This is a genomic window from Bacillota bacterium, from assembly GCA_012518215.1.
Classification (GTDB): Bacteria; Bacillota; Dethiobacteria; order DTU022; family PWGO01; genus JAAYSV01.
Map to the genome: position 1 here is coordinate 1 of JAAYSV010000032.1, position 12,051 is coordinate 12,051.

General features: G+C 47.1%; 13 protein-coding genes, 1 tRNA gene and 1 rRNA gene. 5 read left to right on the forward strand and 10 right to left on the reverse strand.

Features of this window, described 5'->3' with window-relative positions:
* The 10 genes from GX364_05380 to GX364_05425 all read right to left on the reverse strand — a co-directional run.
* Nucleotides 1-100, reverse strand: a 16S ribosomal RNA gene (locus GX364_05380); the annotation flags it as partial.
* A gap of 205 nt (nt 101-305) precedes the next feature.
* Nucleotides 306-1,772: a lysine--tRNA ligase gene (gene lysS, locus GX364_05385; protein NLI70275.1), complete on the reverse strand. Its 1,467-nt coding sequence runs from the start codon at nt 1,770-1,772 to the stop codon at nt 306-308.
* Nucleotides 1,773-1,794: 22 nt separating this feature from the next.
* The gene (gene greA / locus GX364_05390) at nt 1,795-2,268 is read right to left on the reverse strand and encodes a transcription elongation factor GreA (GenBank protein NLI70276.1); all 474 of its coding nucleotides are present in this window, start codon (nt 2,266-2,268) and stop codon (nt 1,795-1,797) included.
* 422 nt (nt 2,269-2,690) lie between these two features.
* The gene (locus GX364_05395) at nt 2,691-3,746 is read right to left on the reverse strand and encodes a hypothetical protein (GenBank protein ID NLI70277.1); all 1,056 of its coding nucleotides are present in this window, start codon (nt 3,744-3,746) and stop codon (nt 2,691-2,693) included.
* A gap of 59 nt (nt 3,747-3,805) precedes the next feature.
* Nucleotides 3,806-4,705 carry a quinate 5-dehydrogenase gene (locus GX364_05400; protein NLI70278.1) on the reverse strand — a complete coding sequence of 300 codons (900 nt, stop codon included), beginning with the start codon at nt 4,703-4,705 and terminating at the stop codon, nt 3,806-3,808.
* 17 nt (nt 4,706-4,722) lie between these two features.
* Nucleotides 4,723-5,280, reverse strand: coding sequence for a transcriptional regulator (locus tag GX364_05405; GenBank protein ID NLI70279.1), 558 nt, complete (start codon nt 5,278-5,280; stop codon nt 4,723-4,725).
* Between the two features lie 126 nt (nt 5,281-5,406).
* Entirely contained in the window at nt 5,407-5,595 is a 189-nt protein-coding gene (locus tag GX364_05410; protein NLI70280.1) for a CooT family nickel-binding protein, read from the reverse strand.
* Nucleotides 5,596-5,619: 24 nt separating this feature from the next.
* Complete coding sequence (gene dusB / locus GX364_05415) at nt 5,620-6,588, reverse strand: tRNA dihydrouridine synthase DusB (GenBank protein ID NLI70281.1); 969 nt, start codon at nt 6,586-6,588, stop codon at nt 5,620-5,622.
* A 17-nt stretch (nt 6,589-6,605) separates the two neighbouring features.
* On the reverse strand, nt 6,606-6,824 hold the full coding sequence (locus GX364_05420; GenBank protein NLI70282.1) for a helix-turn-helix transcriptional regulator: 219 nt from the start codon (nt 6,822-6,824) through the stop codon (nt 6,606-6,608).
* A gap of 222 nt (nt 6,825-7,046) precedes the next feature.
* Nucleotides 7,047-8,060, reverse strand: coding sequence for a hypothetical protein (locus GX364_05425; GenBank protein NLI70283.1), 1,014 nt, complete (start codon nt 8,058-8,060; stop codon nt 7,047-7,049).
* Between the two features lie 112 nt (nt 8,061-8,172).
* Here GX364_05425 and GX364_05430 point away from each other — a divergent pair.
* The 5 genes from GX364_05430 to GX364_05450 all read left to right on the forward strand — a co-directional run bounded on the left by GX364_05430 (nt 8,173) and on the right by GX364_05450 (nt 11,739).
* Nucleotides 8,173-8,249, forward strand: a tRNA-Pro gene (locus GX364_05430).
* A 471-nt stretch (nt 8,250-8,720) separates the two neighbouring features.
* A complete protein-coding gene (locus GX364_05435; protein ID NLI70284.1) occupies nt 8,721-9,086 on the forward strand; it encodes a diacylglycerol kinase family protein in 366 nt (121 codons plus the stop codon).
* 127 nt (nt 9,087-9,213) lie between these two features.
* Nucleotides 9,214-9,747 carry a rubrerythrin family protein gene (locus GX364_05440; GenBank protein ID NLI70285.1) on the forward strand — a complete coding sequence of 178 codons (534 nt, stop codon included), beginning with the start codon at nt 9,214-9,216 and terminating at the stop codon, nt 9,745-9,747.
* A gap of 673 nt (nt 9,748-10,420) precedes the next feature.
* Nucleotides 10,421-11,008: a hypothetical protein gene (locus GX364_05445; GenBank protein NLI70286.1), complete on the forward strand. Its 588-nt coding sequence runs from the start codon at nt 10,421-10,423 to the stop codon at nt 11,006-11,008.
* Entirely contained in the window at nt 11,005-11,739 is a 735-nt protein-coding gene (locus GX364_05450; protein ID NLI70287.1) for a hypothetical protein, read from the forward strand. Before GX364_05445 ends, GX364_05450 begins: the two co-directional genes overlap by 4 nt.
* The last annotated feature ends 312 nt before the right edge of the window (nt 11,740-12,051 follow it).

Sequence of the window (12,051 nt, forward strand, 5' to 3'; positions counted from 1 at the left end):
ACTATCCGTAGCATAGCAAGCTACGCTACTTCCCGTTCGACTTGCATGTGTTAAGCACGCCGCCAGCGTTCGTCCTGAGCCAGGATCAAACTCTCCAGTTCAATCCTTGAAATTTTACTCGAAATACAATTCTCGAATCAAAGAACCAGAAACACAAAACATTGACTCGCCCTGTTCAGTTTTCAAAGAACGTTCCGCCTTGACGGGCATGGCCGCAAATCAAGACGACCAAAATATATTATCATGCCCTTTTTGAATTGTCAACAAAATAACAATTGGTTTTGCAGATTTTTTGCGGATAATGTTCAAATACGCGGTTTCAAGGTCGGGAATAGAATAACGTCGCGTATCGAGGTGGAACCGACAAGGAGCATGATCAGTCGATCCAACCCTATCCCCAATCCACCGGCAGGGGGCATCCCGTATTCCAGTGCCGTAAGGAAATCTTCATCCATCATATGTGCTTCCCTGTCACCTTTCTCGCGGCGAGCAATCTGTTCTTCAAACCTTTTCCGCTGGACAACGGGATCATTGAGTTCCGAAAAAGCGTTGGCGATCTCTTTCCCATCGACAAAAGCCTCGAATCTGTCCGTGAAGCGCGGATCTTCCCGGTTAGTTTTTGCCAGGGGTGAAATCTCTACCGGATAGCCATAGATAAAAACAGGCTGTTCCAGTTTCTCCTCGCAGATATTCTCGAAGATACATGACAACACATGCCCCCAACTGTCATGCATCTCAGTGTCAATATCAATTCCCAGAGCAAGAGCTTCCTTGTATGCCTGGTGTCGATCCTCGATCTTGTTGAAATCCACCCCTGCATATTTTTTTACGGCATCAACCATGCTTAACCGCGGCCAGGGCGGGGTAAAATCAAGCTCCCTGCCCCGGTAACCGATCCTGGTTTTATTGAAGAGGCGGAGGCAGAGACGGGAAACCAGTTCCTCCGTCAAATCCATCATATCGGTATAATCTGCATAGGCTTGATAAACTTCCAACGAAGTGAACTCGGGGTTATGGATGGTCGATATCCCCTCGTTGCGAAAAACCTTGCCCAGTTCATATACTTTTTCAAAGCCACCGACAAGAAGCCTCTTGAGATGAAGTTCAGTGGCAATACGCAGGAACAGGTCTATGTCAAGAGCGTTGTGGTGAGTCTGAAACGGCCTGGCCGCTGCCCCACCGGCAACCACGGACATCACCGGAGTCTCTACTTCCAAAAAACCCCGTTCATTCAGCAATTCCCGGATTTCTTGAATAATAATGCTTCTATGTACAAAGGTTTCTCTGACTTCGTCATTGACAATGAGATCAAGATACCTCTGTCGATAGCGTATCTCGATGTCTTTCAACCCATGCCATTTCTCTGGGAGAGGACGCAGTGCCTTGGAAAGCATGACGAATTCATCGACGCGAACGGTGACCTCTCCCCGCCTGGTGACGAATACCGTCCCCTTTATGCCAACAAAATCACCCAGGTCAAACAATTTGAAAAGCTCAAAGTTATCCTCGCCAACTCCATCAATATTGAGATAAAATTGAATCTGGCCCGTACCATCCTTGAGGTTGCCGAAACATGCTTTTCCATGTTCCCTGATGCTCATTATCCGGCCGGCCAGGGAAATATCCGTATTTTCCAACTCTTCATGATGATCAAGTATCTCCCCGGAACTATGGGTGATGGTGAATTTTTGTCCATAAGGTTTTATCCCTTTTTCGTACAACTTGTTTAGATTCTCGTACCTGGATTGAATAAGTTCGTTTTCATAGATCATTATTTATTGTTTGCTCCAGCCTTCAAGAAATTTCTTTTATCTCGATATCAATACTCCCGGCGGGCACTTCAACAGTAATGATACTCCCTACCTTCTGACCCAGTATAGCTCTTCCCACCGGCGATTCATTGGAAATCTTGTTCTCGGTGGGATCCGCCTCGGCGGTGCCCACGATCGTATACACGAATTCCTCGCCACTTCCATGGTCGGCCAATTTCACGGTATCGCCAAGACAGACCATACCGTTGGCATTATTCTCTTTTTTCAACAGGGTTGCATTCCGCAGCCATTTTTCCAGGGTGGCAATGCGCCCTTCAACAAAAGCCTGTTCATTTTTGGCATCCTCGTATTCAGAGTTCTCCGCGATATCGCCGAAAGAGATTGCTGCCTTTATTCGCGATGCAATTTCCTTTCTTTTTGTTGTCTTCAAATAGTCCAGTTCTTTCTCTATCTTTTCCATGCCCTGCGGAGTTAAAATAATTTCTTCATTAAGCATAAACAAGGTCCCCCAGTATCATGTTTTTATACTATAATTATTATATTATGTAAGCCTGCCGCTTTCTGTGCAGCAGGTTTGGAGAACTGCTTAACAAGCCACTGTTCAGGAACTCCATACACGCAGGCTATTATTTTTTTCTATTATATTAACAGCCCACATATCTGTCAACTGCCAACGTGGAGTAGCATATTCAAAAACTTTCGTTTTTTAAAGGAAAACATACTGCCCCGTCGCCATTCCACTGCAACAGTGTGGCAAGGCACCTTGCGACAATATCGAAACGGCAATTGATAACAACCATCTCGATACAAGACAACTTTCAAATTGCATCCGGGCCAATTTCAGCTCCCGAACCTGGTTCCCCGTCATCAAACTATTATGTGGTTTTCCCCAAAGGTTTTTTTTTATTCTTGCTCATATCAGGAAAAGAAAGTCGCTATATCTTGCGATAAATAACCGACCAGTTGAAAATTGTGCTTCCGTGCCATCTCCGTCATTTCATCCATTTTTTCCATTCTGATTCCGTCTCCCAGGGAGAAGCTGTGTTTTTTTCTTTCCATTGCCAGAATTATCGTTTCTGCCATATCAGCAGGAATGGTCCGGGAAACGCTGAAGTCGAAATTTTTGTTGAAACTGATCTGTGGCGGTACCTTGATCATGCCGCCGTCAATCAGGGTAACCCCGTTGTTCGTGGAAAACAATCCCCGGTCCGTGAATTTCCGCCGGCAGAGATTGCAGACCATGGTTCCCTTTTTCAAAGTTACCGCGGCTGCATCGGCCTTCTCCCCCGAAATGCCATCTGTGATTATGATCAGGTCGGCTTTTTCCAGCGCCCGGGAAATGCAAGAGGTTATCTTGACCGAGATGCCATGATCATAGAGCATTTTCCAGGCAAGATTGTCCAATCTGTGTTTCTGTTCAGTGACCAGGGTAAAGTCAGTAAAACCGTAACGGGCAAGAAGTTGCAAGCAAGGCCCGCCCAGCGGGGAAGAAGCATCGATGATCGTACATTTCATATTCTCCCCGATCATACCGCGTTGCTCGACCAATCGGCAGGCACTCTCGACCGCCGTGGCTACACAAAGAGTTCTTCCCGTTGTCACCGCCGATTGCAAGCAACGGGCTATTTTGATATCTGCGTCGCCCATCGCCGCCGCCACCCCCCCCAGCCCCAGCAACTGAACCCCCTTTTTTTCTGCCAGGCGGCCGCATTTCAATATTTTTTCCAGACAGGAATTCCCGGGTTGGGCAGCCAGTTGCTGTGTGGTAAGACCAAGATAAATGAAATAACCCTCGATGCGGCCCCGTGATGAGAGGCCGCTGATGGCGGATATCCTGATCGGTGGGATGCGGGGAATGATTTTTTCCACCCAGGTTGCAGGTAAAGCACGAAGTATTTTTGATTTATCACGGGCATCTTCGATGTTCCGAGGATGCAAGATCTGGGCAAATCTGAAGACCGTCAAAAAAAACACCCGCCACATCCTAGATATTCGTTGTTTTTATTCTATTATGTGGCCCGCAGGTTTAGAAGTTAATTCAGTTCGACTATGCGGGGTTCGAGGTTGAGAATGCCCAACATATCATGGTATTCTTCGGGTGTGAGTTCCCTTTTGTTGCCGGAAAGACATATCAACAATGCCTCGATTACATTGGTACCAAATGATCTTCCCTCGAATTCCGGTGTAGTGGTAATCAGCCTTCTGGCTTTTCTTTCTTTTAGAAATTTAACATCATCCATCGTCACGGTATTGGTAATAATCGTTTTGCCGGGCAACTCCAGGGGCATGTTCCTTTTTATAAAATGGAAATCGCCGGCCACGATATCGACCTCCTCGAAATACTTGACAAAGCGAGGTTTATTTTCATCCTGGCTTTTGCCGGTCGGATAGATCAATTTGAACGGTAGCACACTCAATACGGGCAACAGGGTGCGGGCAGCCAGGGCAACCTGCTTCAGATTGTACATCGGTATGGGCAATTTCAAAGCAAAAGGAAAATCACCATAAATCATCCGGCAACCGGCCTCCTCCAATGACTGGGCCATCCCCAACCGATCCATTGCAGACATTAGCAACACCCTGGGATTATTTTTGAAAATATCCGTCTGGGCCGAAAGAAGTTTTATAACCCTGCGTTCCAGGGTATTCTTCAAGCCGGAACCGTCCACGATAGGCGTATGTTTTGCCGCCTCCACCACCTTGCGGGCATCCCTGATCTCGTAACGGCGATCGATGGCATGAAGATAGAGATCCATCCCCCCCAGTCCAAAAGCGTCTACTTTCCCATCATTTTCTTTTATGTAGGAGATCATCGCCTTCAGGTCACCGTTGGTAGCAATTCTTTCGACCTTGCATTCAATACCCATCGGTTTGATAATTACAGAGTGGTTTCTTGCTTCCGATCCCAAACTGATACCTACCACATGCTTCATGGTAATTCACTCCCCGGTTATATTTTTACAATCTGTTCCAACACTCTTTGCAGAACCCCGGTATCAATGTAACAGTCCTGTTCCAGAGGTGAAGGGCCAATTTCCATAAAAAAAACCTCATTATCAAGGAAAGCTTCCGCAACCCTGTTCCATCTTTCCGAAGAAAGCAAGATGACAAGATCGAAATTTTTTAACTGGGTGAGCAGGTTGACCACCGTATTGAAAAAATCCAGTGTCTGCCGGTCACGTACCAGTTCCCATCTTTCCTCGTTGGTCATGAGCCAGACAAACTCGACTCCCAGTTTGTAGGCCAGGTTCATGATTTCCTTCTTGTTGGCCACCGGAAAACCCAACAACGCAACCCTTTCTCCCCTGCGCAATTCACCCACCGTTTCAATTCTGGAGATAAAAGTTCTCTCCAGACCCATTCTGTCGGCCACCTCTTGCTGGGACAACCCCTGACTTCGTAAAGCCAGCAATTTATCGATGGTCCGGAAGATTTTCTTTCTATCGATGATCTTCGTCCCGATGCGAACGGTATTGTGAACCTCTTTCAGGCCATCCAAATGGGCCACCCCTTCCCCTGTGCACATTATTGTATACATTCAATATACCAGAATATATTTGTTATTTCAATGCAATCTGCAAAAAAAAAGGCACTTGCTACAAGTGCCTTCAACCATCTTCTGATAACATCAACATCAATTTTCTTCAAGAAGAATCTCGTGGTCAACCAACAGTATTTCTTTTATCCTTGCGTTGAGCTGTTTTTCCTCGCCGAACATGCCGGTTAAAATGATTCCCCCTTGATGGGGTTTGAGGTTACAGACATCTTCCATGATCAGTTCTTTTACTCCATCTTTGAACATGTACGCATCAGATTGACACATCTTCATCCCTCCTTGCATGATATATTATTGACAACCGAGCAGTTGTTTGAATATAAGTTCATAATCTGCTCGTGTAGCTGCTTTGTTGATCTCATTTTTGAAGCGCACTGCATTTTTTACATTCTTGATATAGTAATGGGCGTGTTTGCGCATCTCTATGGCCGCCCTGTCCTCGCCCTTGTAACCGGTTATCAGTTCCAGATGATATAACGCTTTTGCCAGACGTGCTTCCAGGGAAGGAGCGGGCGGCACAACCCCGCTGCAAAGAAAATCAAGGGCGCGGGCAAAGATCCACGGATTTCCCAGAGCGCCCCGGCCAATCATGACCCCATCGCAGCGGCAATGGTCCAACATTTTTTTTATGTCTTCCGGTGACACGATATCGCCGCTACCGATAACAGTGATGTCTACTTTTTCCTTGATTTCCTTTATTATATCCCAATCGGATTGTCCTCCGAAACCCTGCACCACCGTTCGTCCGTGTATACTGACAGCCTTGATGCCACATTCCCGGGCCAGCCGTGCAATTTCAGGCGCTGTGCAAGAATCGTCATCCCAGCCCTTTCTGATTTTTATGGTCACCGGGATACTGACCTTCTTCACCACCGCCTCCATGATCCGCGCTGCACCGTGGGGATCCCTTAGAAGCCAGCCCCCTTCTCTATTTTTCAAAATTTTTTTGGCCGGACATCCCATATTGATGTCAATGATATCTGCGTGAAAAACTTCTTCGGCCATTTCCGCCGCCCGGCCAAGCAGTTCGGGCGAACGGCCAAATAGCTGTATCGCTATCGGTTTGTCCGCCATGAGCAAGGACGCATTGCTATCAAGCCTTGCCCTGGGGAAATGCAATAACCCGGCGGCACTTATCATCTCCGAAAAGACAAGGCCGCAACCTTCCTCGCGGCAGATTCGGCGGAAAGCATGGTCGGTAATTCCGGCCATGGGCGCCAGAAGCAGCCTGTTGCCAGAAACAAAATTACCGATGATCAATAAACTTTTTTTCAAGTTCACTTTGTTTCCCCATCAGGAAGAAAAAATAATTCCTCGGAGGGTACTTCGAGAACAGCCACAATCAATTCGAGGATACGAGGTTCGGGCTTTCTCAAACCTCTTTCTATATGGCTGAGCATGGTAACCGAAATATCAATCTTCTCTGCCAGTTCCTGCTGCGTGAAACCCTTCAAACGGCGCAGCCCTTTTATTCTTTTCCCTACCTTGTTGGACATTTCAGCATTCTCCGCCCGGTAACGAATATAATCTGGGTTCCGATGCAGCGACCCATCAAAGGAAAAATTTCGACATAAGCTTTTCTTTTCCTTTAATTTTTTTAAATTTCCCACTTGGCAGTCTTCCCGATGCTTCCGGATCATATGCGTAAAAAAATTGCAAGTCAAAAAGTCTTGCACAAAAGGAGATTTGTCCGCGCCGGCATATTGACCCGGCATGGGTCAGACAATCAGCTCCAATTCCCCGAGCAGGGATATCAAGGCTTCTCTGGCATGACCGGCCGGGAACCCGTTTATGGAAGCCAGGGCCTCCTTGCAATTATCATTGATCATCTTTCGAATGTATGTCTTGTAACCATTTCGTTTGACTTCCTGCTCCCACAGTTCACGTTCTTTTTTGTTCCAGAAATCTATAGAAAGCATTCTCAGAAGCTTCTCCCGGAAAGCGCTCGTCTCCAGTATATGGATAAGGGGCAAGGTAAAAACCAGGCCTCCCCTTCCCTCCAACAGTCGGCGGCGCGCACTTTTTTCAAACTCCAGCAGATCCGTCTCCAGCTGTCGAGCCAGTCCAAAATAATGTCCATAATAGGCCAGTTGCTCGACCCTGGAAGGGGGGGCACCGCAGCTCCAGCCTCCCAGAGCGCAGGAAAGGGCCAGTGGAGAAGCCGATTTGTGGCTGATCTTGCGCAAATAGGTTTTACGATAGATTGCCACGTCAAAGCCAGCCGCCGTTTCCAGAGCCTTCTCCATGAAAGCCCCCTCCACGTTCCTGCAAATTATTTCGGACATTCCCCTTACGATTTCCGGATTTTCGGCAATGAGGGAGAGTGAAAAACTCAACAAATAGTCACCGCTCAGGAGTTGTCGGTTGTAAATGTTTTCCCTTTTTTTGGTTTCTATCTTCAGGTTGCCTTTCAACAACTCGTGGATATTCAAAGCCAGGCCGAGGGTTTCGAGGGCGGCACCCATGCGATACTGTTCTTTTTTCAAGGGCCCGAAAAGTCTGGCGCAAGCCAGAAACAGCAAAGCGGGCAGGCGTTCATTCTTTAAATAAACCAGTTCCATCAACGAAGGCCTGAGCGCCGAAGGGCAACCCCCTACAACTTCTTTCACACAATGTTCGACTTCCTCCATTTCTTCTTTCAAAACATCAAACAGGTTTCCCAGGGCATCGCTGTTTCTGGTGGGTGTTCCCGATTCTTCCCTCGGTTTAAAGTTGATTATTTTTCCTTCCATAATGGTACGTACCTCTGCAGTTTACTTCAAATTCTATTATGCGGTTAGATAAAATTTTTTATTCGTTTTCTTGTTCAGCAACCCTCCCTGTGTTATAATTTATTAGCCATCACGGGGCGTGGCGCAGTTTGGTAGCGCGCTTGGTTCGGGACCAAGAGGTCGCAGGTTCAAATCCTGTCGCTCCGACCATTGAAAATAAAGAGTTTGCAGGATTACAGGTAAATGGAAAAACTCCGGAAAGCAACGTATGTGGCTTTGCGGGGCAAAAAGGTTGGGGGGAATTTGTCGCTTACGAAGCCTCCAATCCTGAAAAAGGCTACTGTTTGAACACGGAAGCAGAAGGAAAGCATGTGCAATCCAATGCTTCCTTTTTATTCTGGCCATGGAATCCGTCGAACACCATCATTGTGCTGTTTCAGTGATTGTTTCTTCAAGCCTTCCGGATTCAATGAAAAACATGAGACGATCACTTGCCGATAACACAAAAATTGTCGGATCGAGCAAGTATTTATGGTGAGGAGAAGGAAGGTCAAGGGGAATAATAGAAATATGAGCATCAAGATATATTATCTGTGATATAATGTCTTTCGAAGGATCTGAAGAATGGTAACTGAAAACAAAAGCAATGAAATTTTCATCGATGGCAAAAAAGTATACAGCATGAAAAAAAGTTTTTTGAATGCGGTGGCCGGGATAGTTTATTGTGTAAAGACCCAGAGAAACATACCGGTAATTTTCAGCTTTGCCTTGTTGGTTTTGTTGTTTTCATGGTGGTTCAAGATTTCGACGGTGGAGCTGTTATTTGTCCTTACCGCAATTTTCCTGGTGATCATCACCGAAGTCATCAACACTGCCATCGAAAGGGCAATCGATCTTGCCAGCGAGGAGTATCATACACTGGCTCGCATTTCCAAGGATGCGGCCGCCGGGGCAGTCCTGATTGCGGTTATTTATTCGATCCTGTGCGGATTGATAATCTTTCTGCCGAGAGTCATTTCCCTGGTCAGCAGTTTGCTCCAGAAATAGGATGGCGGGGAATAACTGTTGCCGGAATTTATTGTTGAAGGACAACCGTTGTTTTGATATGCAGTGATTGAAAGTGGTTATGGAACTGTGTTGTCAGTTAACAAAAACATCAAAGGAGGATGGTACGATGAGTCTGAAAGGTACAAAGACCGAGAAGAACCTGATGGAAGCTATCATGGGAGAATCAAAAGCGAGAAATATGTACACTTACTATGCTTCCACTGCCAAAAAAGAGGGTATGGAGCAGATAGCGGCAATTTTCCTTGAAACCGCTGAAAATGAAAAAGAACATGCCAAGAGATTGGCCAAATTTCTGGGCATTATCGGCGATACCGCGGCCAATCTTGAAGATGCCGCCCAGGGAGAAAATTACGAATGGACGGATATGTATCCCCGTTTTGCGGCCGAGGCGGAAGAAGAAGGATTCCCCGAAATCGCCGAGGTTCTGAGAAAAATAGGTGAAGTGGAAAAAGAACACGAAAGCCGGTTCAGGGCACTTCTGGCAAATCTTGAAAACGGCACGTTGTTCAAGAAGAAAGAGGAAATTGAATGGCAATGCCGCAACTGCGGCTACATTCATCGTGGCCAGGAAGCACCGGAGTTATGCCCGGCCTGTGCCCACTCCCGGGCCTATTTCCAGCTCAGGGCCACGAATTATTGATCCGGGTTAGAAACGACGGGAAATGGATCCGGCAGGCGTTGGCCGGGTAGCCGGCCTCCCGTTATTCGGTATGGATGGTTCCAAAGTTTAAATCTTGTTTTGCAGGATGGCATTCCGTCAAGTCGGGAAGCCCGGCTTCAAGTGCCTGCAACTGGACGGGAATATTGACAGAATCGGGCTATGGGCGATTCGCCTGTGGCCCTTTCTTGTATCTGCCCATACCCTTGCCACTTCTTCCCCGCTCCCGGACACTCGAAGTTTTCAAATCCTGTATAAATCTCTGTTTTTCCGCACGGGTTTTCCGGGCCATTCATTTTCGGAACCCGGTCTTCCACTTCCGGAGAAAGAAAACTTTTTTATTTTTTTTCATGGTATTCCTTTATCCAGCCGTATACATGGTATATTTTCATTTGCCCTTGAATCCCAGGCCACCCTGTGATACTGATTGCTTTCATCCTGCATTACCATCTTCCAAACAATTTACATCGCATCTATAATGGAATATATTGTACGGTAACGATCAAAAGGAATAAAGAGAAGTGTAGATAAATATAGCGTATTATGGTGTATTCATTATAGTATGTGGGGAAGGGGGACCGTCCCGGGATAGTGGACATCAGGTAAAAAAATATTGTATCAACGGTAACAAGGATAAAGGAGAGTGGGGTTCGAAATGAGGAAAATATTATTGCTGATTGTTGTCACGCTGCTGCTTTCACTTTGCGCCTGCAGCGTACCTGCCGATGATCAGTCGGGCATGCCCCCGGAAACGGGTACCAGAGACAAGGTAACGGTAGGTATCATTGAACCATCGGCACTTGTTTCCAGGGAGGAAGCCGAGAATATCCTCGGGGTAAGCCTGAATACGGTCGAGGCCCTCGAGCAAGAAAAGGTTGGTCTCAAACAATGCATATATGAACAGGAAGATCGCTTTTTCCAGATCGGGCTCACGCAGCAAGCCATGATGCCACCGGAGCAGACGCAGACACCGGAAAGCCTTTTCCGGGCGATCGTGGATAATTTTGAAGATGCGGCCAGGGTGGAAGGCATAGGCAATGAGGCCTATTTTGCCACGCCGGGCCTTCATATCCTGCAAGACGACTATTATATTCTCATTGCAATCGGCAATTTGAACGACGAAGCCAACCGGGAGAAGCTGAAGGAAGCGGGCAAGCTTGCAGTCAGGAATTTGAAAGCTGTAACAGGAAGTAACGGCGGCAATATCGACGATATCCCTGATGAGGAGAACCACGATAAATGAAACGCGGCCGGGATGAGAAGGTCAAGGCGGACAGGCTGGCCACCTCGGTGCAGAGGCTTGGTGTGGCAGGTGGTTTTTTCCGGTTAGTCAAAACTATTGGCCTGTCCGCAGTTCTGTTTGGGCTGGCTATATTTTTCTTTTATTTGGGAATTCCATGGTATGTAGGGGCGGCTCTGGCCGTTGTCGCGGCAGGCATCATCGTTTTCGATGTGATCGTTCTGAGAAGAACCGCCGCTGTGGACTTGAACGCTCCATATGAACCCGATGACGGGAATGTGAAGCCGGAACCGGACGAGATTCTTGTGGATAGCATCCCTGCCGTGATGCAGTACGGGAAAACCCGCAGCGTTGCTGTCCTGGGGACAGGAAAGGTGCTGATTCCGGAGAATGCCCTGCTGATTACCAATAAAGCGATCTGGGCACTGACCGTGCCGCTGCCCGGAGTGGATAAAGTTGTTGCAGACACGGATATCGGCAAATGGCAGTGGATGATGGCATACCAGGATATCATCAACAAGTTGCGGGAGATGATTTCCACTCTTCAGCTGCAAGAATTGTTGAAACAGGGCCGGGCCAGACGGCTCATGGGATGGAAGGAAATAAAAGACGTTGAAACCCTGCCCCTTTCACAGGCCATTTCCCTGACCAGGACGGACGGAAAAAGGTTCGGCTACTCCATCCGTTTGAAAGAGGATTATCAGAAAGCGAAAGAAATTTTCAAGATTCCCTAGCGGCAAAACTGCAAAACCCACTTGCACCACCCCCTGAAGACAGCCGCGATGTGCCAGGGTATCGCCGTGCCCGGAACAGCAATTCCACTCTTTCAATGATGATAGAATCAAGGTGGGGTTCGGAAAATTTCCTTTTTGCCATCGGTTCGGCATCCAATTTACAGCATTGCACCGATGGCCTTTCCAGTTGGTGTAAATTTACTTTAGGACTTTGGAGGAAATCTTTTATAAAAAGCGGAAGAGGAACCTCGTAGTATCAGCTTTACCAAATATTCCCCGAAGGGAGAGGTTCCTCTGATGGATATAATTCAA